General features: G+C 61.9%; 21 protein-coding genes. 12 read left to right on the top strand and 9 right to left on the bottom strand.

Translation table 11 applies throughout. The annotated features are described in order from the left end of the window. Window positions 1-23: 23 nt before the first annotated feature. From purH to NJC38_RS11385, 4 genes are all read left to right on the top strand, one after another. Window positions 24-1,628, top strand: a complete 1,605-nt coding sequence (purH, locus tag NJC38_RS11400) for a bifunctional phosphoribosylaminoimidazolecarboxamide formyltransferase/IMP cyclohydrolase (protein ID WP_045486964.1) — start codon at window positions 24-26, stop codon at window positions 1,626-1,628. A gap of 184 nt (window positions 1,629-1,812) precedes the next feature. Next, window positions 1,813-3,108, top strand: a complete 1,296-nt coding sequence (gene purD / locus NJC38_RS11395; protein WP_045486961.1) for a phosphoribosylamine--glycine ligase — start codon at window positions 1,813-1,815, stop codon at window positions 3,106-3,108. A gap of 96 nt (window positions 3,109-3,204) precedes the next feature. After that, window positions 3,205-5,997: a hybrid sensor histidine kinase/response regulator gene (locus tag NJC38_RS11390; protein WP_045486958.1), complete on the top strand. Its 2,793-nt coding sequence runs from the start codon at window positions 3,205-3,207 to the stop codon at window positions 5,995-5,997. Window positions 5,998-6,039: 42 nt separating this feature from the next. Beyond that, entirely contained in the window at window positions 6,040-6,639 is a 600-nt protein-coding gene (locus tag NJC38_RS11385; protein ID WP_253114657.1) for a MarC family protein, read from the top strand. Here NJC38_RS11385 and NJC38_RS11380 read toward each other — a convergent pair. The 7 genes from NJC38_RS11380 to cobG all read right to left on the bottom strand — a co-directional run bounded on the left by NJC38_RS11380 (window position 6,636) and on the right by cobG (window position 13,532). Further along, window positions 6,636-7,271, bottom strand: a complete 636-nt coding sequence (locus tag NJC38_RS11380; RefSeq protein ID WP_253114655.1) for a hypothetical protein — start codon at window positions 7,269-7,271, stop codon at window positions 6,636-6,638. The genes NJC38_RS11385 and NJC38_RS11380 overlap by 4 nt on opposite strands. Further along, window positions 7,268-7,933 (bottom strand): hypothetical protein, encoded by a 666-nt coding sequence (locus tag NJC38_RS11375; protein ID WP_253114653.1) that lies wholly within the window; start codon window positions 7,931-7,933, stop codon window positions 7,268-7,270. Before NJC38_RS11375 ends, NJC38_RS11380 begins: the two co-directional genes overlap by 4 nt. 25 nt (window positions 7,934-7,958) lie before the next feature. Further along, window positions 7,959-8,846, bottom strand: coding sequence for a hypothetical protein (locus NJC38_RS11370; RefSeq protein WP_253114651.1), 888 nt, complete (start codon window positions 8,844-8,846; stop codon window positions 7,959-7,961). 298 nt (window positions 8,847-9,144) lie between these two features. Further along, a complete protein-coding gene (cobJ, locus tag NJC38_RS11365) occupies window positions 9,145-10,848 on the bottom strand; it encodes a precorrin-3B C(17)-methyltransferase (RefSeq protein WP_253114649.1) in 1,704 nt (567 codons plus the stop codon). Beyond that, complete coding sequence (locus NJC38_RS11360; protein ID WP_045486942.1) at window positions 10,848-11,579, bottom strand: precorrin-2 C(20)-methyltransferase; 732 nt, start codon at window positions 11,577-11,579, stop codon at window positions 10,848-10,850. Before NJC38_RS11360 ends, cobJ begins: the two co-directional genes overlap by 1 nt. Next, window positions 11,579-12,205 (bottom strand): precorrin-8X methylmutase, encoded by a 627-nt coding sequence (locus tag NJC38_RS11355; protein ID WP_045486939.1) that lies wholly within the window; start codon window positions 12,203-12,205, stop codon window positions 11,579-11,581. Before NJC38_RS11355 ends, NJC38_RS11360 begins: the two co-directional genes overlap by 1 nt. Then, window positions 12,198-13,532 carry a precorrin-3B synthase gene (cobG, locus tag NJC38_RS11350; protein WP_253114637.1) on the bottom strand — a complete coding sequence of 445 codons (1,335 nt, stop codon included), beginning with the start codon at window positions 13,530-13,532 and terminating at the stop codon, window positions 12,198-12,200. The genes NJC38_RS11355 and cobG overlap by 8 nt, the downstream gene beginning before the upstream one ends. 231 nt (window positions 13,533-13,763) lie before the next feature. On the opposite strand from cobG, the gene cbiE reads away from it, so the two are divergent. The 8 genes from cbiE to NJC38_RS11310 all read left to right on the top strand — a co-directional run bounded on the left by cbiE (window position 13,764) and on the right by NJC38_RS11310 (window position 21,906). After that, window positions 13,764-14,966 carry a precorrin-6y C5,15-methyltransferase (decarboxylating) subunit CbiE gene (gene cbiE, locus NJC38_RS11345; protein WP_253114635.1) on the top strand — a complete coding sequence of 401 codons (1,203 nt, stop codon included), beginning with the start codon at window positions 13,764-13,766 and terminating at the stop codon, window positions 14,964-14,966. After that, a complete protein-coding gene (locus tag NJC38_RS11340) occupies window positions 14,966-16,054 on the top strand; it encodes a cobalt-precorrin-5B (C(1))-methyltransferase (protein ID WP_253114633.1) in 1,089 nt (362 codons plus the stop codon). The genes cbiE and NJC38_RS11340 overlap by 1 nt, the downstream gene beginning before the upstream one ends. 8 nt (window positions 16,055-16,062) lie before the next feature. Beyond that, window positions 16,063-16,779, top strand: a complete 717-nt coding sequence (locus NJC38_RS11335) for a cobalt-precorrin-6A reductase (protein ID WP_253114630.1) — start codon at window positions 16,063-16,065, stop codon at window positions 16,777-16,779. Window positions 16,780-18,154: 1,375 nt separating this feature from the next. Continuing rightward, window positions 18,155-18,532: a DUF2946 domain-containing protein gene (locus tag NJC38_RS11330; protein ID WP_253114627.1), complete on the top strand. Its 378-nt coding sequence runs from the start codon at window positions 18,155-18,157 to the stop codon at window positions 18,530-18,532. A gap of 39 nt (window positions 18,533-18,571) precedes the next feature. Then, entirely contained in the window at window positions 18,572-19,033 is a 462-nt protein-coding gene (locus NJC38_RS11325; RefSeq protein WP_045486921.1) for a copper chaperone PCu(A)C, read from the top strand. A gap of 13 nt (window positions 19,034-19,046) precedes the next feature. Beyond that, the gene (locus NJC38_RS11320) at window positions 19,047-19,493 is read left to right on the top strand and encodes a DUF2946 domain-containing protein (protein WP_084709945.1); all 447 of its coding nucleotides are present in this window, start codon (window positions 19,047-19,049) and stop codon (window positions 19,491-19,493) included. 154 nt (window positions 19,494-19,647) lie between these two features. After that, the gene (locus NJC38_RS11315; RefSeq protein ID WP_045486918.1) at window positions 19,648-21,027 is read left to right on the top strand and encodes a PepSY domain-containing protein; all 1,380 of its coding nucleotides are present in this window, start codon (window positions 19,648-19,650) and stop codon (window positions 21,025-21,027) included. Between the two features lie 339 nt (window positions 21,028-21,366). Continuing rightward, complete coding sequence (locus tag NJC38_RS11310; protein WP_253114625.1) at window positions 21,367-21,906, top strand: GNAT family N-acetyltransferase; 540 nt, start codon at window positions 21,367-21,369, stop codon at window positions 21,904-21,906. A gap of 14 nt (window positions 21,907-21,920) precedes the next feature. Here NJC38_RS11310 and cbpA read toward each other — a convergent pair whose 3' ends face one another. Together cbpA and NJC38_RS11300 are read right to left on the bottom strand one after the other, a co-directional pair. Continuing rightward, window positions 21,921-22,871, bottom strand: coding sequence for a curved DNA-binding protein (gene cbpA, locus NJC38_RS11305; RefSeq protein WP_045486912.1), 951 nt, complete (start codon window positions 22,869-22,871; stop codon window positions 21,921-21,923). A gap of 144 nt (window positions 22,872-23,015) precedes the next feature. Continuing rightward, on the bottom strand, window positions 23,016-24,680 hold the full coding sequence (locus NJC38_RS11300) for a DUF4153 domain-containing protein (RefSeq protein ID WP_253114622.1): 1,665 nt from the start codon (window positions 24,678-24,680) through the stop codon (window positions 23,016-23,018). Between the last annotated feature and the right edge of the window lie 55 nt (window positions 24,681-24,735).

The raw sequence follows: 24,735 nt of genomic DNA, 5'->3' as shown, positions 1-24,735 counted from the left end.
CTTTAGCTTTGATGGAAATCGAGATGACCGACCAGACCACCCGCCTGCCGATCCGCCGCGCTTTGATCAGCGTTTCCGACAAAACCGGAATCCTCGAATTCGCCCGCGAGCTCGAAGCCCTGGGCGTGGAGATCCTGTCCACTGGCGGAACCTTCAAACTGCTGCGCGACAACGGCGTTGCGGCGGTTGAAGTGGCCGACTACACCGGCTTCCCGGAAATGATGGACGGCCGGGTCAAGACCCTGCATCCGAAGATCCACGGCGGCATCCTCGGTCGTCGCGGCACCGACGACGGCATCATGGGCGAACACGGCATCAAGCCGATCGACCTGGTGGCGGTCAACCTCTACCCGTTCGAAGCCACCGTTGCCAAACCAGGCTGTGACCTGCCGACCGCCATCGAGAACATCGACATCGGCGGCCCGACCATGGTCCGCTCCGCAGCCAAGAACCACAAAGACGTGGCCATCGTGGTCAACGCCAGTGATTACGCCAGCGTTCTGGAAAACCTCAAGTCCGGCGGTCTGACCTACGCTCAGCGCTTTGACCTGATGCTCAAGGCGTTCGAACACACGGCCGCCTACGACGGGATGATCGCCAACTATCTGGGCGGCATCGACCAGAGCGCCGAAACCCTGAGCACCGAAGGCCGTGGCCAGTTCCCGCGCACCTTCAACACCCAGTTCATCAAGGCCCAGGAAATGCGCTACGGCGAGAACCCGCACCAGAGCGCGGCGTTCTACGTTGAAGCAAAACCTGCCGAAGTCGGTATCGCCACCGCCACCCAGCTGCAGGGTAAGGAGCTGTCGTTCAACAACGTGGCCGACACTGACGCTGCGCTTGAGTGCGTCAAGAGCTTCGTCAAGCCAGCCTGCGTCATCGTCAAGCATGCCAACCCGTGCGGCGTGGCCGTCAGCCCTGACGACGAAGGCGGCATCCGCAAGGCCTACGACCTGGCCTACGCCACGGATACCGAATCGGCATTTGGCGGCATCATCGCCTTCAACCGCGAGCTGGACGCTGAAACAGCAAAAGCCATCGTCGAGCGTCAGTTCGTCGAAGTCATCATCGCCCCGAGCGTCAGCGCCGAAGCTCAGGCCGTGGTCGCCGCCAAAGCCAACGTGCGCCTGCTGACCTGCGGCCAGTGGGGCGAGCGTCAAGCCGGCTGGGATTACAAGCGCGTCAATGGCGGCCTGCTGGTACAGAGCCGCGACATCGGCATGATTACTCAGGCCGACCTCAAAGTCGTGACCCAGCGCGCGCCAAGCGAGCAGGAAGTGCATGACCTGATCTTCGCCTGGAAAGTGGCCAAGTTCGTCAAGTCCAACGCCATCGTCTACGCCAAGAACCGCCAGACTATCGGTGTCGGCGCCGGCCAGATGAGCCGCGTCAACTCCGCGCGCATCGCCGCCATCAAGGCCGAACACGCCGGCCTGCAGGTCGCCGGTGCAGTCATGGCCTCGGACGCCTTCTTCCCGTTCCGCGACGGTATCGACAACGCCGCCAAGGCCGGCATCACCGCGGTGATCCAGCCAGGTGGTTCGATGCGCGACGCGGAAGTGATTGCTGCCGCGGATGAGGCCGGAATCGCGATGGTGTTCACCGGCATGCGCCACTTCCGTCACTGAGTTATAAAAACGGCCGCACTGGCGCAGGCGTCTGCTGCGTTGGACGGGGCTGCCCCGATGCTCATTGCCATAAGGCAACTGCGCTCGGTCCAGCCCCATCCGCCTTGCATCCACCTACGCCAGTGCGACCTCGTAATGCATGATCGCGTTACACCCCAGAATTTGCGTCATCGAGGTTTTTGAAATGAATGTTTTGATCATTGGTAGCGGTGGCCGTGAACACGCCCTAGCCTGGAAAGTCGCTCAGGATCCTCGCGTAGAGAAGGTTTTCGTGGCACCGGGCAACGCCGGCACTGCCACAGAAGCCAAGTGCGAGAACGTCGCCATCGACGTGCTGGCTCTGGAACAACTGGCCGACTTCGCCGAGAAGAATGTCAGCCTGACCATCGTCGGCCCTGAAGTACCACTGGTAGCCGGTGTCGTGGACCTGTTCCGCAGCCGTGGCCTGGACTGCTTCGGCCCGACCGCAGGCGCAGCCCAGCTCGAAGGCTCCAAAGCGTTCACCAAGGACTTCCTGGCCCGCCACAAGATCCCGACTGCGGACTATCAGAACTTCACCGAGATCGAGCCGGCCCTGGCCTACCTGCAGGAAAAAGGCGCACCGATTGTGATCAAGGCCGATGGCCTGGCTGCCGGCAAGGGCGTGATCGTTGCCATGACCCTGGCAGAAGCCGAAGCAGCCGTGCGCGACATGCTGGCTGGCAATGCGTTTGGCGATGCCGGCTCGCGGGTCGTGATCGAGGAGTTCCTCGATGGCGAAGAAGCCAGCTTCATCGTCATGGTTGACGGCAAGAATGTGCTGCCCATGGCCACCAGCCAGGACCACAAGCGTGTTGGCGACGGCGACAGCGGCCCGAATACCGGCGGCATGGGCGCTTACTCCCCCGCACCGGTGGTCACCGCCGACGTTCACCAGCGGGTCATGGACCAGGTCATCTGGCCGACCGTCCGCGGTATGGCTGAAGAAGGCAACGTCTACACCGGTTTCCTCTATGCTGGTTTGATGATCGACAAGGCCGGTAACCCGAAGGTCATCGAGTTCAACTGCCGCTTTGGCGACCCCGAAACCCAGCCGGTCATGCTGCGCCTGCAATCGAGCCTGGTCTTGCTGATCGAGGCCGCTTTAGCGCAAGCTCTGGACAAGATCGAAGCGCAGTGGGACCCGCGCCCGAGCCTTGGCATCGTCCTGGCCGCCGGCGGCTACCCGGGCGATTACGCCAAAGGCGCCGCAATCGAGGGTCTGGACGCAGCAGCCAGCCTGCCAGGCAAAGTGTTCCACGCCGGTACCGCGCTCAAGGATGGCCGTATCGTGACCAGTGGTGGTCGTGTGCTGTGTGCCACAGCGCTGGGAGAAAGTGTCAGCAGCGCTCAGCAAAACGCCTATGCTCTGGCAGCGAAGATTGATTGGCAAGGTTGTTTCTATCGCAAGGACATTGGCTATCGTGCCATTGCCCGTGAGCGTGGTGAAGGCCAGCAATAAGGCCACCAGGCCGGCCCCTGACCGGGCCGGCCGGTTGTACTGGTCGCAGCAATACCGCGCATGTATTCAGGCATTCACACAGGGAAGGATTACGTCGTGCGCTGGCTCAGGATCGCCATAGCTTCAACCGCAAGCCTGCTGACCCTGTTTTTCATGCTGTCGGCCCATGCCGCTGCAACTACAGGCTGGTCGACTTTACTCGATGAAAAGGGCCACCTTTCAATTGCCGAGGTGCGCGCGGCGCATCAGCAGAACCAGTTCAGCCCACGCGAGCTCGACAGTATCACCGCCGCCAAACGTGACGGTGCCGTCTGGTTGCATTACCGTCTGACACCCGAGCCCCACGAACAACTGCTGCGCATCTTTGCGCCTGATCTGGCCAGTGCCGATCTATACGTATTCCAGGGCGACAGGCAGATCGATCTGCTGCGCACCGGCAATCTGATTGCCAAACAGAACCAGCGCCTGCCCGCCAATGACTTTCTGTTGCCGGTACCACAAGCCCAGACCCCTCTGGACCTGTACCTGCGCATGGTCTCCAGCCAGCAGATGCGCCCCAATATCACTCTGCAGCCCGCCATCGAAAGCGCCGCCGACGAGCGCGAGCCGTTCCTGTTCGGCCTGGTGTTCGGTTTGCTGGCCATGTTGATCCTGCAGAATCTGGCCCGCTACAGCCACACCCGTTCCCGTACCAACTTGTGGCTGGCCGCCTGCGAAACCTTGCTGGCGCTCAGTGCGCTATTGCTATTGAACCTGCTAGACCTGTTCGATGACTGGCACCTGCCACAGACCCCCGGCGCTCACGTGGCGTTGCTGCTGGCGGCCGTCACCGGGTTGATGTACACCTACTGCTTTTTTGCCCATCGCAAGTCCAGAGCGGTTGATCGCCTGCTGCTGATCGACGGCAGCTTGATGGTCATCGGCACCCTGTTGGTGTTACTGGTCGACGACCTGTCAATCAACCTGGTGACCTTCGTGCTGGTGGCCCTGACCACGGTGAGCATCCTCGGCATTTCAGTGCTGCACTGGATCAAGGGTTATCGGCCTGCACGCCTGTTCATGTTCTCGATGATCATCTTCAACCTCGGTTACATGGTGGTCCTGCCCGGACTGTTGTGGCTGAGCCTGATACCACCGCAGTGGCTGATTCTCACCCTCCTTGCGGTGTTCTGCGTCAGCGGCCTGCTGATGAACACTGCCCTTGGAGAACGTCAGCGCAACATCGTCGAGAGCAAGTTCAGCATCAGCCGCGACGAGGCGGCCAGCACCGCCGAGATCAACGCCAAAGCCGAATTCCTGGCCAAGATCAGCCACGAGATTCGCACCCCCATGAATGGCGTGCTGGGCATGACCGAGCTGCTGCTTGGCACACCGCTCTCGGTCAAGCAGCGCGACTATGTACAGACCATTCACAGCGCCGGCAATGAGCTGCTGACGCTGATCAACGAGATCCTCGACATCACCAAGCTGGAGTCCGGGCAGATCGAACTGGACGACGTGCAGTTCGACATCAGTGCCTTGATCGAAGATTGCCTGAACATCTTTCGGGCAAAGGCAGAACAACAGAATGTCGAGTTGATCAGCCTGGTCCAGTCCCAGGTGCCAAGAGTGATCAGCGGTGACCCGACGCGCCTGCGCCAGACCTTGCTGAGCCTGCTGGAAAACGCCCTGAAGAAAACCGAGGGCGGCGAAATTCTGCTGGTCGCGGCACTCGACAATCGTGGCGGCAAGCCGCGCCTGCGCATTGCCGTGCAGGATACCGGCGAGCCGTTGTCGGGCGAAGAACGCGATGCCCTGTTGCATACTGAACTGCACAGCAAAAACTTCCTGGCCTCCAGCAAACTGGGCGGCCATCTGGGGCTGGTCATCGCCCGCCAACTGATCATCCTGATGGATGGCGAATTCGGCATCCAGAACAGCACCGGTCAAGGCAATACCCTGTGGCTGTGCCTGCCGTTGCCGGCGCACCTGCTTGAGCAGCCGACCCTGGACCTGGACGGGCCGCTCAAAGACGCCCGAGTACTGGTGGTCGATGACAACGACACCTGCCGTAAAGTGCTGGTGCAACAGTGCTCGGCATGGGGCCTTAACGTCAGTGCCGTGGCGTCCGGCAAGGAAGCCCTGGCCATGCTGCGCACCAAGGCGCACCTGCGTGACTACTTTGACGTGGTCCTGCTCGACCAGAACATGCCCGGCATGACCGGCATGCAGTTGGCGACCAAGATCAAGGAAGACCCGAGCCTCAACCACGACATTCTGCTGATCATGCTCACCGGCATCAGCAACGCGCCGAGCAAAATCATTGCCCGTAATGCCGGGATCAAACGCATATTGGCCAAACCGGTGGCCGGTTATACCCTCAAGACCACCCTCGCCGATGAGTTGACCCAGCGCAGCAAGGGAACCGCGTATGTCGCACCGTCAGCACTGCCGTTGGCGGCCGCGCCCATCGACGTACCGGGTGACTTCCGCATTCTGGTGGCCGAGGACAACAACATCTCCACCAAGGTCATCCGCGGCATGCTGGGCAAGCTCAACCTCAAGCCCGACACTGCCAGCAACGGCGAAGAAGCCTTGCGCGCCATGAAAGCCCAGCGCTACGACCTGGTGCTGATGGACTGCGAAATGCCGGTGCTTGATGGTTTCTCGGCGACCGAGCAACTGCGCGCCTGGGAAATGGGCAACCAGCGGGTGCGCACGCCCATCGTGGCCCTTACCGCACACATTCTCACCGAACACAAGGATCGCGCCCGCCAGGCTGGCATGGACGGCCATATGGCCAAACCCGTGGAGCTTTCGCAATTGCGCGAGCTGGTCGAGTACTGGCTGGCACAGCGCGATCGCACCCGTGCCAAGACGACTGAAGAGAAGGTCTACCAGCAGAACTGACCCTGATAGACTGAGCACATTCTCCCTGCCTGAGCGCCCGCCATGCTTCATGTGCTGTCCAGCGTTTACCTGAAAATGTTAGTGCTCTACAGCCCATTTTTCGTCCTGTCCTGCTTCATCAGCCTGACCCGTGGCCACTCGCGCAAAGAGCAGAAGCGCCTGGCCTGGAAAGTCGCGTTGGGCACGTTGGTATCGAGCGTGCTGTTGTACCTGTTCGGGCGGGTGATCTTCGACGTGTTCGGAATTACCGTTGACGCTTTCCGGATCGGTGCCGGTACTGTGCTGTTTATCTCGGCGCTGAGCATGGCCCAGGGTAAATCAGCGGTACAGACCGATAACATCCAGCAGGATGTGAGCATCGTACCGCTGACCATCCCCATCACCGTTGGCCCCGGCACCATCGGCGCCCTGCTGGTCATGGGGGTCAGCCAGCCGCACTGGAACGACAAAATCAGCGCGCTGCTGAGCATTACCCTGGCCAGCTTCACCGTGGGGCTGGTGCTGTTCATGGCCAACCGCATCGAACGCTTGCTGGGCGACCAGGGCTTGCAGATCGTCAGCCGCTTGATGGGGCTGTTCGTCTGCGCGCTGGCTGCACAGATCATTTTTACCGGGATACGTGGTTATCTTGTCCCGGCTTAGAGTTCAAGCCGGGTAATGAATGCATTGCTCTTGCCCCTCAGGTAGCTGCGCACCTCTTCGCGGCGCGCAGCAAACAACTGCGCGTTGAAGTGGTAAGCGTTACCCTTGAAATGCAAGATCAGACGTTTACCGCCCGCAGCATAGTCGTCAATGTTCAGACGCAAGCTACACAGCAAGGTCATCAGCCCTGCGCTGTCAGTCTGCACGCACGGCATCACCTGAAAACTGCCCAGCCGCACCGCTGCCAGGTGCTCACTGCGAAAAAAACCACTGGCAAGCTGCTGGACCCCAAGCCTGCTGAATGCATCGCGGACCTGCGCTGCCAGATGTTCTCTGACCTGCGGGTTGGCAATCCTGAAACTTGCACGGTCCAAATCGTCGGCGCTACCAATGACCAGAGAGTCGCCAGTCACCAGCCCACCGGGCTGAAATCCCTTACGCTCCAGATGCTGCCGGTAAGCGTGAATCCAGCTGTGCCACTGGCTCTGAAAGTCATACCGATGGCCAGCACGTTGCTGGGCATACAGCAGGGCGTCCTGGATATCCTCCCGATGTGACTGTGCCACACCGGGAAAGAACGCGAGCAGGCTGTCTATGTCACCCAGACGGCAGACAAAGTCAGGCGCACTCATGCTTTACTGCCCTGGCTCAGCACCGGCAAGACAAGCCCGACACGGCGGTCCTCAAGCTTGCGAAAAAGCGCTTCACGACGTTCCCGGTATAAGGCCCCGCTGGACAACAACAGCCGATGAAAGCTGAATCGGATATTGCCCTTTACCTGAGCCGGGCTCCAGGGTCCGAACAGGCTGTCGCGACTCAGCGGACTACGGCACTCAAAGTACAACTGCAACAGGGTCAAGCTTTTATCCCTGTCCAGCAGCCCTACTTGCATCGCCAGGGCGGTTGCACCGGGGCCCAGCACCTGGTTGGCAAATACCGTGAAGGCGGCCTGCTGCAATGAGCACTGTTGCAATGCCTTCTCGCCACCCTCAACGAGCGCCTCGCTGACAAAGGCCGGGCGTAACGCCTTGGCCCAGTCCCAGAAAGTGGCAGACTCCTGGCAGGGGGCCGGCTCTACGAAATTAAGACTGCCCTGATAATCCCATCCCAGGTAAATCGCAGCCTCCAGCCAAGCCTTTTTCCAACGCTCATGATCAGTCAGCCTGGAATGTTTTTTCGAAGCAAACAGTTGCGTATACAGCGCAGCGTCAATGACATCCGTGTCAGACCGATGATTGCCGAAAAACAACAGGCATCCCGCACTGACCATCAAACTGTGGTTTTGCAGTTCCATGAGCCGCCCCCTGCCAATCTGGCTGTCAGATCTCGAATGCCGCGATGTTGGCACGAGCGCCCTTGCCCAGTTTGTCCTCTACATCGCCTTTGACACGCTCATAGTGCCGGCGATTGAAGACCAGGCCACGATTCGCACCATAGATCTGCGCTTCACCGTCGCTCCAGCGAAAGCCCAGGACCGACGTCATGTTGCGCTTGATTCTGAAGTTGACGGTGGCCAGCGTAATATAGACCTCACCGTCTTGCGCCTCATGGCAAGTGCCGACCCGAAAGTTGGCACCTTGTTGTGATTTGCTCTTTTGCTCGAATAGCTTGAGTGGCCCTGGCTGACTGGAAAACCCCTGAATCAACTGGGTGGCAACCTCCAGCAACTTTGCACCAGCAGCCCCAGGCAAGGCTGCCGTAGCAATCGCCGAGGCGAGCATTTCCAGAATCAGTTTGTCCATGCTCAGGCTGGCACCGCCAGACTGATAATCGCGGTAGCCCATATCGTGAACCGGCCAGCCCAGATTGAGCAGAACGTAATTAAAAGCCCCGAACCAATCCTTGTTTTCGGTTTCGATATCATGAGCGTTATTGGCAACCAGGGTCGCTAACAACAAACAATCCAGTACTTCCTTGCGAACCTCTGCGCTGGTGCCTGGCGTGAAGACCATCAGACCGCCTTCAACTACTGCGCCGCTGCCAGCGCCTTCGACAAGGTGCTGTGGACCCTCATTACCGCCATCGACGGCCATCGTCAGCGCGGCCGACATCGCCCCGTGCGGAGTGATCGACGGTGCTTCGCACTGCCCCAGCTCACAGTTGGCAATAAACTCTTGAACACTCTGCAGCGACAGCTCATTAAAGTTTTCCATAACGTCTAACCCTTTTAGTTCCCTGTAGTCAAATGTCCTACTGGACAACAACAAGGTAGCACTAGCCGTTATAAATACTCCATCCTCTCAATTCGCCAGCATCCGAAAACAAAATACTAAAAATTGATTTAACAAACAGACAACACGACAAAGGCGTATTTTTTATCCACAGAACATTAATCAACAAAAACAATAAATTACAAAAAAACCGGCAAATAAAGAGAAAAATCTTACAAAACCAATATTTAGAAAAAGTACAAAACCCTACAACTCCCCTGCCTGCAGGCCACCTATTGAAAGATGAACTTTCCTACGAGCCGCGCCTACCAGACGACGGCTCGTCACCATGAGTTCAGGGTTTGCTGCCATACCAACGCGGCGTATACACCCACTGCCCGCCATCGGCCCGCGGGAAGGTGCAGGTGGTCGACGAGCCAACCAGCACCATGGTGCGCATATCGACCATCTCGGGGGTCAGCTCGCCCAGGCTCACGACCCGCAGGCTCTGCCCAGGCCGGCCAATGTCGCGGCCCAGGGTGACCGGGGTCTGCGCACTGCGATGCTGACGCACGATCTCCAGCGCGCGGCCCAGTTGCCAAGGTCGCGAGCGGGAGATCGGGTTGTAGAAGGCCAGCACCAGATCAGCCTGGGACGCCAGCTCCAGGCGCTGCTCGATGATCGACCAGGGCTTGAGGTTGTCCGACAGCGACATCACGCAGAAGTCATGCCCCAGCGGCGCGCCGGCCTGCGCCGCGGTGGCCAGGCTGGCCGATACGCCGGGCAGGATTTCCAGCTCCACGCCCCGCCAGTCAGCGCGGGCCGGATCGTCGACGACTTCGTGCAAGGCTTCGAGCACTGCAGCGGCCATGGCGAACACCCCAGGGTCACCGGACGATACCACTACCACCGACCGCCCCTGGGTAGCCAGTTCGAAGGCGTGGCGGGCGCGCTGCATTTCTTCGCGGTTATCGGTGTTGTGCAGCACTTGATCGTCGCGAAAAGGCCCGGCCATGCGCACGTAGGTTTCATAACCCAGCACATCGTTGGCGCGGGCCAGTTCGGCCTGCACCGCCGGGACCATCAGCTCGCGGGCACCGGGGCCCAGGCCGATAACTGCCAGCCGGCCACGACCACGCCCGATGCGCTCGACATTCAGTGGCTCGGCGCCGATGCCGATCAACAGCCCGGCCTGCGCTGCGCTGTGCAGGCTAACCCCGCTCAATTTCAGGCGCTCGGCATTCGAGGCGCCGGTCACGTAGCGCACCGCGACCTTCAGCTCGGCGGCCGCCTGATGCAGCAATGGGTTGGCCATTTGTGCCTCATCGGCGAGCAGGCATGCTAGAGCCGGCGCAGCAATTGCGGCGGCGCTCAGCGCCTGATTCACTTCGCTTGCCAGCTGTTCGGACACCCGCTCGACCGCCACCAGCACGTTGCGCGGATAAATCAGCAACTCGTCGGCTGCGGCTTCACGTTGCAAGTGGCTGACATGGATACTCCGGGCCGCCTGCGCATCATGGGGCAACGGCACTTTATCGAGCCACGGCGCCTGCCCCTCGACACGCACGCTTTGCCCGGCCAGCAAGTCAGAGACAAAGCGCTTGCCCTGCTCCAGATCCGCCAGGGCATAGCCGGCCGGTGGATTGAGCAGGCAGGTGCCAAAGCGCAGTTCGCCACTGGTGGTGATGGCCGGTGCCACCGCCAGCGCAGCAGCGATTTCCCGGGCCAGGCCATTGACCCCGGCCAGGCCACCGAGCAGCGGCACCACGGCGCTGCCGTCCTCGGCCACCGCCAATACCGGCGGCTCGACGCCCTTCTCCAGCAGCAGCGGCGCCAGGGTGCGGATCACGATGCCGGCAGCGCACAGGGCAATGATTGGCGAGCCTTGTCGGTACAGCTCGCGCAGGGTGGCACCAAACTCGGCATAGGGCCGGTCCGCACCCTGCACCCGGCCGTCGAGGCCATGGATCAACGCGCCGGGGTACACCTGCTGGATGCGCCGCGCCGTGGCCAGGCTGCCATTGCCGAGGATGACAATCGCTGGAGGTGTCTGGGTCATCAGCCTTGCCACCTTTCGCCCGGTACGATGATCAGCGAGAAGTACGGCGACGACATCGGGTCGACGTCATCCAGTGCCACGATCTTCTGGTTGGCCATGGTCGCGCGCTCGACATACAGCGCCCGCCCGGCCAGCCCCAGTTCTACCAGCACCTGACGCACCTTGGGAAAATTGCGCCCCAGTTTCATGATCACCGCCGCATCGGCATCGCCCAGCTTGCGCTTGAGCTCTTCATGGGGCAGCACGCCGGACAGTACCGACAGGCTCTGGTTGCGATACACCAGCGGCACGCCCAGCACCGAGGCGCCACCGAGCATCGAGCAAACGCCGGGAATCACTTCAGCCACATAACGCTCGGCCAGCCGATCGTGCAGGTACATGTAAGAGCCGTAGAAGAACGGGTCCCCCTCACAGATCACCGCCACGTCACGACCGGCGTCCAGATGCGCCGCCACCTCGACACTGGCCTGGTCGTAGAAATCGCTGATCACCTGCTCATAAGACAAGGGGGCCGGCAGCGCTTCGGTGGTTACCGGGTAGACCAGCGGCAATAAGGTTTGCGCTTCTTGCAGGTGCGCCTCGATGATGCCGAAGGCGTTGCCTTTCTTGCCCTTGGCCACGAAATACGCCACCACCGGCGACTCGCGCAGCAGGCGCAGCGCTTTGACGGTAATCAGCTCAGGATCGCCGGGGCCTACGCCCAGCCCGATCAGACGGCCACGCTGCTGCATCATTCGACCTCCGTGGCCAGGGCATTGACCGCCGCCACCGCCATGGCGCTGCCACCGCGCCGGCCTTTGACAATCACATACGGCACGCCGCGGCTGTCGGCCGCCAACATGTCCTTGGACTCGGCAGCACCCACGAAGCCCACCGGAAAACCAATGATCAGCGCCGGCTTCGGAGCCCCGGCGTCGAGCATTTCCAGCAGGTAGAACAATGCGGTCGGCGCGTTGCCGATCACCACTACACTGCCCTCCAGGTGTTCGCGCCAGTGCTCCAGAGCCACGGCCGAACGGGTATTGCCCAGCGCTTTGGCCAGCTCCGGTACACCTTCGTCGTGCAATGTGCAGATGATCGGGTTATTGGCTGGCAGCCGCGCACGGGTGATGCCCTCGGACACCATCCGCGCATCGCACAGAATCGGCGCACCGGCGGCCAGTGCCTTGCGGCCCGCCGCACCTGCACCTGGCGAGAAGCGCAGGTCTTCGACCACATCGACCATGCCGCAGGCATGAATCACTCGCACCGCGAGCTTTTCCAGGTCGGCGGGAATGGTCTCCAGCCGCGCTTCAGCGCGGATGATCGCGAAGGAGTTGCGATAAATCTCCTGACCATCGCGGATGTAATCAATCATGCAGGGTGCTCCGTGTGTCGGCGGCCAACAGTGCGCCGACGGCTTCAATAGTGAGATTGCGCGCCCGCAGCACACCGAACCCCGGGTGCTGCGCATTGCGCTGATAAAGATCGTAGTGCCCCGGCGCCACCGCCAACAGCGTCAGCGGCGCCACATGGGCGGCGGCGCAGGAGCGCTGGCAGCCGGTCAGGTGCAAGGCGGTATCGGCAGGCAACTGCGCAGCCAGGGCCAGCGCGTCGCCCTTGGTATCGGCCAGGCCTTTGGCGCAGCCCTGCGAGCCGGTGCACGCCATCAGCCGCGCCAGCGGCTGCTCGGCGCTAACGGTCAAGCCGAGCCCCTGCAAGGCGTCGAGCACCGACCCGGCATTGCTGGCAGGCACATTGGGCAGCAACAGACTCTGCCAAGGGGTCAGGTGCAGGCTGCCGTCGCCCAGCTGTTCAGCCAGCTGCGCCACGGCGCCGAGCAAGCATGAATCAAGCCGCCCAAGCGCGGGGGCGGCGCCGACCGCAACCAGGCCATCCTGCACCTGTGGATAAATCCCCAGATGCCGGTACGCCTCGCGGGTCGGGCGCTGCCAGCCGCTGACCTGGCGCCATTGCACCGGCAAGCGCGCCTGTAGCTGGCCCAGTAACTCAGCCGCTGGAACATCCTGCAAAAGGTGACGCATGCGCGCCTGCTCCGGCCGGGCCAGGTCAAGAAACAGCTCCAGTACCGCGATCACCAGAGCATGACCGTGCTCCAGCGGCACAGCCGCCAGCGGCGCATCGTGCGCCGGGCAACCCGCCAGCCCAAAACCAAGCCAGACCTGGCCGTCGAGGCGCAGCGCCGACAGCCACAGGTCATGGGGATGCTCCAGCATGGCCAGCCCTTCGCCGCCGTCCAGCGAAACGGCGAACTTGGGCGACAGGGCGTGCAGGTGTGGCAGGTTTTCCAGCGAGGCGAGAATCTGCGCTGCCAGTGGCCGGGTGTCGCAGAGCATCTGCGGGTCGAGCCCGGCACTGGGGCTGAGCATCAGGTTGCGCACATCGTCACTGGCCGGGTTGGCCGGCCCGAGACCGGCGCCCAGCAGTTCGCCGATCAGCGCCTGATGCTCAGCGCCAATGCCGCGAATCTGCAGGTTGGCGCGGTTGGTGACCTCGATCACGCCCTGTGCATAAGTCTGCGCCGCTGTGGCCACGGCCTGCGCCTGGGCGGCACTGAGTACCCCGCCGGCCAGCTTTATCCGGCAGATCCCGCCATCGCGCGCGGCGACGATACGCAACAACCCCGGACAAGCCGAGGGACGAGGCGTAACGAAGCAAGGGCGAGCGGACTGCGGCTCGTTCAAGGATTCACCGATGTGCGTGTATACAAGTGGCTGGCAGCGCTGCGCGCTGCATTCGCCGGCAGAGCCGCCTCCCACAGACTTGTGGGAGGGAGCTCTGCTCGCGAACGAACGCAGTGCCAGGCGCTGCCAGAAGCCATGACGGGCAATGTGCCTGTCAGGCGCGCTATTATGCCTGCTTTGGCGACAGGCTTCATAAGGCGCTCTGTCGGAAGTTCGAATCGAGGTATTCAGATGTCACCCTGGCTGACCGTCGTGGGAATCGGTGAAGACGGCTACAAGGGCCTGGGCCGCAATGCCCGGCATGCGCTGCTCAATGCCACCGAGGTGTTTGGCAGTACCCGGCAACTGGCATTGCTGCCGCCGTGCATCGGCGCCGCCCGGCAGCCCTGGCCCAGCCCCTTCTCGCTCAACGCGGTGCTGGAGCGCCGTGGCCAGCCGGTGTGCGTGTTGGCCAGCGGCGACCCGATGCTGTACGGCGTGGGGGTCAGCCTGTCGCGGGTGGTGGATAAAAGCGCAATGACCGTGCTGCCGGCGCCGTCTTCCTACTCACTGGCCGCCGCGCGGATGGGCTGGGCGCTGCAGGATGTTGTCACCCTGTCGGTGGTCGCCCGGCCGCTGACGGCGCTCAATGCGCACCTGCATCATGGCCTGCGCCTGCTGGTGTTGAGCAACGACGGCAGCAGCCCTGCCGCGCTGGCTGCGCTGCTGCGCGAACGCGGCTTCGGCCCCAGCCAGATCAGCGTGCTGGAGCATCTGGGCGGCCCGGCCGAGCGTCGAGTCGATGGCATCGCCAGCGAATGGCAAAACCCGGACATTGCCGCCCTGAATCTGGTCGCTATCGATTGCCGCATCGCCGCCGACACCTTGCGCCTCAGCCCGCTGGCCGGGCTGCCAGATCAGGCTTACCTGCATGACGGCCAACTCACCAAACGCGACGTACGCGCGGTGACCCTCGCCCACCTGGCACCGGTACCCGGCCAGTTGCTTTGGGATGTCGGCGCCGGCTGCGGCTCGATCGGCATAGAGTGGATGCGCGCCCACCCGACCTGCCGCGCCATCGCCATCGAGGCCGATGAGGGGCGCCAGCAGTTGATCGAGACCAACCGCGACAATCTCGGTGTACCCGGCCTGCAACTGGTGCGCGGTACAGCCCCCGACGCACTGGCCGGCCTGGAGCGCCCGGACGCGATTTTCATTGGCGGCGGCGTGACCCGCCCCGGCGTGCTGGAGACTTGCTGGGAGCATCTGCGCCCCGGCGGGCGGCTGGTGGCCAATGCCGTGACCTTGCAGAGCGAGATGGCGCTGCTGAACTGGCGCGAACGTCATGGCGGTGAACTGACCCGTCTGCACGTCGCCCAGGCCAAGCCACTGGGTGAGTTCGACACCTGGCGCCAGGCGCTGCCGATCACCCTGCTGGACCTGGTCAAACCCTGATGCGCGAAGAAACCGCTGAACAACCCGCGCCCCTGCGCAGCGGCCTGACCACTGGCAGCTGCGCCACGGCCACCAGCCTGGCGGCGGCGCGCCTGCTGCTGGGCGGGCAAGCCTGTGATGCGGTTGAGATCACCTTGCCAAAAGGCAAACAGGTGCAGCTACGCCTGGAGTTCTGCCGCCTGCTGGAAGACGGTGCCCAGGCCGGTACGATCAAGGATGCCGGTGACGACCCGGACGTGACCCACGGCGCCTTGCTGTTCGCACACGTGAAGTTGCTCAGCGCACCGGGCGTGCGCTTTGTCGCAGGCCCAGGCGTGGGCACCGTGACCCGACCGGGGCTGGTGCTGGCGGTGGGTGAGCCGGCCATCAATCCGGTGCCGCGACGGATGATGACCGAGCACTTGCAGCGGCTGGCTGACGAGCAGGGCTACAACGGCGGCTTCGAAGTCACTATTGCGGTCCAGGGCGGTGAACAGCTGGCCCTGAAAACCATGAACCCGCGCCTGGGCATTCTCGGCGGGCTGTCGATTCTCGGCACCAGCGGCATCGTCCGGCCGTTCTCCTGCGCGGCCTATATCGCCTCGATCCAGCAGGGCATCGATGTCGCCACCACCAACGGCTATCAGCACATCGCCGCCTGCACCGGCAACGCCAGCGAAGACACCATGCGCCGGGTCTACGGCATCCCGGACATCGCCCTGATCGAAATGGGCGACTTTGTCGGCGCCGTGCTCAAGCACCTGCGCAAAGTGCCTGTGGATAAATTGAGCCTGTGCGGCGGCTTCGGCAAAATCAGCAAACTGGCCGCCGGGCATATGGACCTGCACAGTCGCCATTCAAGCATCGACCTGCCGCAACTGGCGCGCTGGGCGGCGCAAGTCGGGGCCGACACCGAGCTGCAACAGCGCATCATCGCAGCCAACACCAGCCAGCAGGCCCTGGCCATGTGTAGCGCCGCCGCTGTACCGCTGGGCGATACCGTATGCCGCCATGCTCTGACCTTCGCCCGCAGTGTGGTGCCGGCCAGCGTCGAGGTGGAAGTCTTCGCCATTGATCGGCAAGGCGGCATCGTCGGCCACGCACGATAAGGAACCCCATGAAACGCATCCTGCTGCTCGGCGGCGTCGCCGAGGCCTTGGCCATCGCCCGCACCCTGGGGCCGGCGCATATCTACAGCCTGGCCGGTGTCGGCCGGGTGCCCAATGACCTGACCTGCCAGCTACGGGTCGGCGGCTATGGCGGTGCCGAAGGGCTGGCCCAGTTCATTCGCGACCAGGGCATCAGCCTGCTGCTCGATGCCACCCACCCCTACGCCGCCCAGATGAGCCGCAACGCCGCAGCCGCCGCCCAGCTGACCGGCATCCCTTGCTGGGCCTTGCGCCGCCCGGCCTGGCAAGCCGGGCCGGACGACGACTGGCGTGAAGTCGCCGACTGGCACGAACTGATACGCGCCCTGGCGCCCTTCAAGCGACCGCTGTTCACTCTGGGCCGCGAGCCGTTACAGCATCTGCACGAAATCCCCGAGCAGCAGTTCTGGACCCTGCGCGCACTGGACAGCGTGCCTGGCAATGATCGCTGCGAAATCATCGCCGCTCGCGGCCCGTTTCAGTTGGAAGAGGAACGCCAGCTATTCGAACGACGCGGCATCGATGTGCTGATCAGCAAAAACAGCGGCAGCCAGTCCACCGAGCCCAAACTGCAGGTGGCTCGCGAGCGCCGGATACCGGTGCTGGTACTCAAACGGCCTGAGTTGCCGGCGGTGGATCGGGAGTTGGGGAGTGTCGCCCAGGTAATTAAAGCACTCACAATCTGAGGAGCGCCTTTAAACACTACCTGCTGGCTGGGCAGCTGTCGGCGCTAAGCACGCCAATGTTTTTTTAGGCACCCTGAAGTGCCCACGCCTGACGTACTGGATGTTTGCATGATGCCAGCAGCGGCGCAGCCAAACACCCGGTTGATCCGATTGCCTACACTGGCGACTTAAACCACGTCTCAAGCCGGTGCACATTGAAGCCGCCCCATAGCAATACGGCAAAGATCAATCCACTGCGCAATGTTTTGCCCGCCTCGGAAATTGTGCACCAAGCACCGAATAGCTCGTCATCAAGATTGAGGCGATCAGCAATCCGGAAAAAACACTTTATAGAATTTCAAAAAGCGATTGGAAGCGGTGTCAGAAGTGCCTTCCATCATGTTGACTACCTTGGATAGGGTGGATTGAATTCCGTTAATTGCAGTCATTAGGGAGGCCAGCAAAACATTGATATCAGCAAGCTCATGCAGAATGCCGACGCCCGCTTTGAGTTCCAGTTGTGCCAGAACCGCATCATAACGAGCGCGAGCGAGCTCGTGGTGGGCCTGACATGGCTACTTTGCACCTGCAACACATCAATGCTGACACGCGCCCTTCTTCATAGCCTAACCGGTTGGACTCCACTGCCACTTTCGCCAAACGCTTGGCCGCTTTCAACGCCCGAACCTGTGCTATACCGGGCAACAGTCCTGACCAAGCATCCCGTCGCCCTAAAGTGGTGGTCCACAAGTGCCAATGGAATCTGGCCTATGCTCATCTGAAATCAACTCGTGAGCGCTGCGCTTTTATAGGGGCTTATCAGCGACCGGACGTGGTCTCGCGGTCGCGCACAGGCTTGTCGAAATAGGGATTGATTGGCCTGCACGATGAACATCGTTCCGGCCACCCGCGCACAATCGGTGATGAACAAGTGCAGAAGGTGGTTGATCAGGTTCTGAAGAGTAAACCCGATGACGCCAAGGTCGCTCCCACTGGAAGCATAAAGCGCCTAATTGAACAGTATTGGTATTACGTTGGATGACGCTCGCTGGATGAATGAGCCCATTATCGCATTCAGGCTACTGCGCCCCGTCCAGTAAAACCTGACGCTTTTACTTTCATCTCGCGTTCAGGCTAAATGACGCGTCTAGACGCACCTCTAGGCTACTTGCGAAATGGCTTTACGAAGCTCAGGCACGACAGATGGCCGTCCCATAAAGCAGGCACGACCGCAGCGCTTGAGAGTTTCAAATGAGCAGCTGACCACTCGGCGATCCGTCGGGTTGGCGCACCAGCCGGCTTTTAACGCAGCGACGGCGCACCTAGCATCGAAGAAGCCCGGCCAGCGGGAGTAGTTAGAGGTGTTCTCAAGTCTTGTCCCAAACAGGTACCCGCCATGTCCCAGCCCCGGACAACATCAGCCTGGATCGCCTGCTTTGCAGTGCTGTTCAGCCTGCTGGCCATGCCGCTTGCGCCGAATGCGCAGCGCGGGGTCGATGCCGGGTTGCTGTGGGGCGGCTTCTGTGGGGCCAATGTGCAACTGGCGGCGCAGGCGCCCAGCGGCGAGGGTCAGGCGCAGCAAGACCCGCATGCCGGTATGCAGCATTGCCTGTGCTACAGCGCTTCGCTGCTGGTGATGCTGCCGGGCGGGCTGCCAACGGGGTTGTTCAGCGGGCTGCCAGCACTGCGCCTGCCGGTCTATCGGGTGGCGGCCCCCATTTCGCCACGCCTGCAATGGCCGACGGCCAACCCGCGCGCCTCTCCTGAAGTTTGAAGATAACCATCCGTATCGACTGACTGACCGGAGATTTACATGCTCAAGAAAACCCTGCTGCTGGCCGCGTTGTTGTTGCCTGCCGTGTTTGCCCATGCCCATGAATACAAGGCCGGCAGCCTGTTGGTCGACCACCCGTGGTCAATGCAACTGCCGCCCAACGCGCCCAGCGTTGCGGCCTATTTCACCATTGATAATCAGGGCGCCAGCGCCGACCGGCTGCTGTCAGTCGACACCCCGATTGCCGGCCAGGCGCAGCTGCATCAGCATGTGCAGGTCGATGGCCTGATGAAGATGCGCCAGGTGCCCAGCGTCGAGGTGCCCGCCGGCGGCCAGGTGAGCTTTTCGCCCATGGGCTATCACGTGATGCTGCTGGACATCAAAGACCGCTCGCAATTGGTCGAGGGCCAACGCTTTGCGCTGACCCTGCACTTCGAGAAAGCCGGAGCATTACCGGTGCAGGTCGTGGTACAAAAGCAGGCCCCTGAACACAGCCATTGAGTAAGCGTCTGCCGTGAGCGCCTTGCGCACCTGTCGCGCCAACCGGGCACTGCCTCGCCAGCCAAGAGGTTCGTGGCTTGCCCTGTTTGCCATGTTGATGATCTTTATCGGCCCACTGATTTCTCAGTCGATGCCGATGGAGCATCACGCCGGTATGCCCATGCCTGCGGCGCAACACAGCGGCATGTTGTCGATGGACCACGCCAGCCACGGCGACCGGCATGCCGCACACGCGGCCTCGCAGGACGCTGCCGCCATGGACCATGCGCTGTGGGCCAAGTGCGGTTATTGCACCCTGCTGTTCGGCTGCCCGGCCCTGCCGCAGATGCTCAGCCTGGTACTTGCCACACCGCCCAAACCCGCCGACTACTACGCTGCCCTGACCCGCGACGGCCACGCCCGCCGCACGGTATTTCTGCATGCCCTGAGCCGGGCGCCGCCGTTATTGATGCTGTCTTGATCTTTTAACCCGCAGCTTTAAGAGCTGCGCGATCCTGATTGCTATACGGAAAGCACCATGAACGGTTCTACCTCCACGCCCGCAGGCGCGCTTGTTCCTGCTCCGTGCGTTATCTCATCACCTGGCATCCGCGTTACGACCGTGAGCGACAGCCATGAAAACCAGTAATCCCAACTTCTACAACCTGGCCTGGCGCTGGCACTTCTATGCCGGGCTGTTCGTTGCGCCGTTCATGATCCTGCTGGCCATCACCGGGATCATTTACCTGTACAAGCCGCAACTGGACAACCTGATGTACCACGACATGCTGCATGTCGAAGCCGGCCAGCAACGCATCAGTGCCGACCTGCAGCAGCATCATGTGCTGATGGGCTGGCCCGGCGCTTCGATCAGCAAGTATTTCCCGCCAGTGGATGCCCAAAGCAGTGCGCAGTTCGTGCTGACCTACGAAGGCCGTGGGCAGAACGTGTTCATCAATCCGTACACCGGCAATATCCTCGGCGTACAGGATGCGCAGAACAACCTGCAATCAATTGCCCGCGCGCTACACGGCGAACTGATGATCGGCACCCTGGGTGACCGGCTGATCGAGCTGGCCGCAGGCTGGGGCATCGTTCTGGTGGTCTCGGGGCTATACCTGTGGTGGCCCAGAGGCAAAAACCCGGCCGGCGTGCTCTGGCCACGGCTGTCGCGCCGCGGCCGGGTGCTGTGGCGCGATCTGCATGCGGTAACCGGTTTCTGGGGTTCGCTGTTGTTGTTGTTCATGCTGCTCAGCGGCATGACCTGGACCGGCTTTTGGGGCAAGCAATACGCTGAGCTGTGGAACAGCTTCCCGGCCGCGATGTGGACCGATGTACCGCAATCCACCCGGCTGGCGGGCGAGCTGAACACCGCCAACGCGCAGACCGTACCCTGGGCGCTGGAAAATACGCCGTTGCCTGTCTCGACTGAAAAGCCCAGCGGCGAACATGCCGAGCACATGCACCATCACGGCCCGTCCAGCGGTCCGGCAGCGCCGCAGGTCAGCCTGCAGGACGTTGTGGACATCGCCACCGAGCACGGCGTCGAACCCGGCTACAGCATCACCGCCCCCCGTACCGCTGAAGGCGTGTTCACCATTGCCGTGTTTGCCGACGACCCGCGCAACGACGCCACGCTGCACATCGACCAGTACAGCGGCAAGGTACTGGCCAATGTCGGCTGGGAGCATTACAGCCTGGTCTCCAAGGCCACGGAAACCAGCGTGATGCTGCATGAAGGCAAGTTCTTCGGCTGGCCCAACCAACTGCTGATGTTGCTGGTGTGCCTGATGATCCTGCTCGGCTCGGTCAGCGGCCTGGTGATCTGGTGGAAGCGCAGGCCAGAAGGCGGGTTGGGCGTACCGCCGCTCAAGCATGAACTGCCGCGCTGGAAAACCGCCACCGGGGTCATGCTGGCCCTCGGTGTGATATTCCCGCTGGTAGGCATATCGATGCTGGTGATGTGGGTGATAGACAGTCTGGTGGTGAGGCGTCAGGCGCTGCAACGCGCTTGAACACGCCACACGGTATAAGCATGGTCCCGTCAGGGAGCATGCTTGCACAGCCAGAATTAATCGCTATCGACCTGTGTACGAACCGCACTGACAAAAAAACAGCGCATTTGATCGAATAGTTGTTACGCGCTTTGCCAAATCCCCGGCAGAAGCTTAAATTGCTGGGGCGGGGCCCGAAACCGGCGAGCGGTTTTGTGATGAATTCCTCACTCGACACGCTTCGGGTCCCGCGTCCCTCCCGCAAACCTCACTCCTGCTTCGATCTCATGGCTTTTACGCGTCGCCCTCTTGCGTCCTGCCGCCACCGCGCTCCAGACTGACAGCTGACTGGAGACTCTGATGATGCCCCTGATTCGTGACGCAACCCCTGCCGACCTGCCCGGCATTCTCGCTATCTATAACGACGCGGTACTGAACACCACCGCCATCTGGAACGAACAGCCCGTGGACCTGGCCAACCGTCAGAGCTGGTTCGCTGCACGTCAGGCGCAGGCCTATCCGATTCTGGTTGCGGTTGACGAACATGAGCAGGTGCTGGGGTATTCATCGTTTGGCGACTGGCGTCCGTTCGAGGGCTTCCGGCATACCGTCGAACACTCGGTGTACATTCGCCACGATCAGCGCGGCCGAGGTCTGGGACCGCAACTGATGAACGCCCTGATCGAGCGTGCCCGCGCCTGTGACAAACACATCATGGTGGCCGCCATCGAAAGCGGTAATGTCGCCTCCATCACCCTGCACGAGCGGCTGGGTTTTAGCGTGACCGGGCAAATGCCTCAGGTAGGCACTAAAGGCGGACGCTGGCTGGACCTGACCTTCATGCAGCTGGACCTGTCGCCGGGGCTACAGGCGCCAGCCTCGCAAGCCCCGGCGCTTTAAGGCCTGGCAGGCGGTCAGCGGCCCCAGCCGCTGCGCGGATCAAAGCCAGACTTGTCGGCCAGTTTTTGCCACAGGGCGCGGCTGGCTTCATCATTCTGGCTGGGCATGACCACCTTCAACTGGGCAAACAGGTCGCCGCGCTGGCCCTGCTTGTCCTGCAGGCCATTACCCTTGACCCGCAGGCGCTGGCCGTTCTGGCTGTCGGGGCGGATGGTCAGGTTGATCCGGCCGGTCAGGGTCGGCACCGCCACCTTGGTCCCCAACGCCAGCTCCCAGGGCGCCAGCGGCACCTGGATCACCAGATCGTGACCCTCGACCTCAAACAGCGGATGTGGTGCCAGGCGAATGGTCAGGTACAGGTCGCCATTTTCGCCACCGGCGATGCCCGGCGCGCCCTGGCCCTTGAGGCGGATGCGCTCGCCATCGGCCACCCCGGCGGGGATTTTCACATTCAGGGTCTTGGTGATATCGGCCATGCGCTGACCGTTGGGGCTGTGCTGCGGCACCCGGTAGCTGACTTTCTTGGATTCGCCCGACAGGCTCTCTTCCAGAAAGATCGCCAGTTCCATGTCAACGTCCTGGCCCTTGCGCCCCTGCGTACGTGAACGACCGCCCCCCGGCTGGCCACGGTTACCGAAGATCGAACTGAAAAACTCGGAAAAGTCCGTGGTATCGCCGCCAAAACCGCCCGCGGCACCACCACTGCGGCTCTGCCAGCCAGGCGGCGCCTGGAAAGGCCGGCCCTGGCGCCCGTACTTGCGGATTTCATCGTACTCGGCACGCTTGTCCGGGCTGCCAAGCACTTCGTAGGCCTCACTGGCCTCCTTGAACTTGTCTTCGGCCCCGGCTTCCTTGCTGACGTCAGGGTGATACTTGCGCGCCAGCTTGCGATACGCGGCCTTGATGGCCTTGTCATCGGCACTCGGCTCGACCCCAAGTATCTTGTAATAGTCTTTGAAATCCATCGAACACTCACCCGTTACTCAAAATCCGGCCGCTGCGCAGAAACCTGCCTGTCAGAGAGTGACATCCGCAACCGCTCAAAGTCGCAGAGTGTATCGGCAAACGAGCGCTATGGATGACTCTGCGCGACTCATTTTCAACTTTGTTCAGGGCCAGAAGCGCTCTTTGGGAAAGAACCTGTGCCCATCGATTTCCAGCCCCTGATAGCGCGGCGGGACCAGCCGGAACTTGCCTTGGCGAACCCGCTCAGGCAGGTCATCAGGCCCATAATCACCTTCCAGATAACCGACACGCTCCCAATTGCCGTCTTCGAGCCGCTGAAAAAATGCCAGCCAAGAGGTATCGGCGCTGAACAGCACCACTTCGGCCTGCCCGTCAGCGTCCAGGTCTACCGGCCACAACACGCACGGGTGCTGGTTGCAGCTTTGCAGGCCCAGCCTGGGGTTGGCAAATTGTTCATGGCCCGGCACCGGCGTACCGATCCAGACCCGGTTGGCTGCTGCGACCGGCAGGCTGTCGCGCTTACGGTAGTCGCGCTCGACCTCAAGACGGTTACGCAATAGCTCACGGTCCTGCGCAGAAAATTGCGCAAGCCGCTCAAGGTTGGCCAGCAGCCACTCGAACGTCTCGCGGCCTGGCTTGCCCAGCTTGCGATGCATATGTGCGGCATCGAATTCAACCGGCTGAGTACGACCATCAAGCAAGCGCTGCAACTGATTACTTGCACTCAACGCCTGCGGGTTCAGGCCGGGTCCATGAATCAGTAAAAGCACCACACAGACCAGCAATGCCTGCCATGGGTTGCTCCAGCGCAGGCTGCCCAGCCAGCCCTGTGGCGAGCGCAACACGGCATACATCGCCGCCAGGCTGTACAAGGCGGCAAACGCCACCGCCAACAGGGCAAAAAAGCGCGAAGGCGACAGTCCGTACTGGTCCAGACGCAGCCAGGTCGAATAACCGGCCAGCGCGGTAAGCACAGGCAGACATAACAGGCTGAGATTGACCAACTGCCGCAGCCAGCGCGGATAGGCCGCAGGCTGCTGCCCATCCTGGAACACCCCATTGACCAGAAACAGCGTGATTGCCACCAGCCCCAGCAGGATCCTTGAGGCATAACCGGTGCTCCAGATCGATGCCAGGCCGGTGAACGGCAAGCTCAGGCAGAACAGCACGACAATCAGTGCCGCCAGCGGGGCCAGGAAACGACACAGGCTTAACAGGATGCCGCGCAACAGGCCGATGACCTTGTCATTCTCGCAGCCCATGCGCATCCCGACGGAAAACACCACGGGCATGACCAACAGCAGAACGTATCGATGGTTGATCCAGTCCTTGAGCGCCACAATGCCAATCATCTCGAACAGGCTGGCGCACAGCATCAGCAGCCCCCAGAACAGCCAGCTCAGCACCACAGCCAACAGCACGATAAACGCGTTGTTCCAGGCATGCCTGAACAACGCCGGGTACGGCACTCGCCAGCCCTGACGGGTCGGGGCGCTGGCGATGAAGGCCGTAGCGACATAACCGATGACCAGCGCACAAACGCCCCAGCTGAAGGCCAGCGAGCTTTGCGCAGAGGCGTGCATGACCCACTCGGTGATCAACCCCATGGTCGCCGCCAGTAACACCGTCCATGCCAGTGGCACACGCTCGTGCCAGCGCTCACCGAGCAGTTGCAGGTTGATCCCCAGTACAGCGGCTGCCACGCCCAGCGCAGGCTGCTTGAGCTCCAGCGCCAGGAGCATGCTCAGCCCTTGCACCAGCCCTATCAGCAGATAAAGCGGCAGGGTTCCCTTGATGAACCGAGACATCACACATCCTTATGCCTGATCGAGAAAAGCCCAGCAGTTTAAACCTGCGCCACCG

This window comes from Pseudomonas sp. 21LCFQ010, assembly GCF_024129905.1.
Classification (GTDB): domain Bacteria; phylum Pseudomonadota; class Gammaproteobacteria; order Pseudomonadales; family Pseudomonadaceae; genus Aquipseudomonas.
This window is presented reverse-complemented; position numbering and strand designations above follow the sequence as displayed.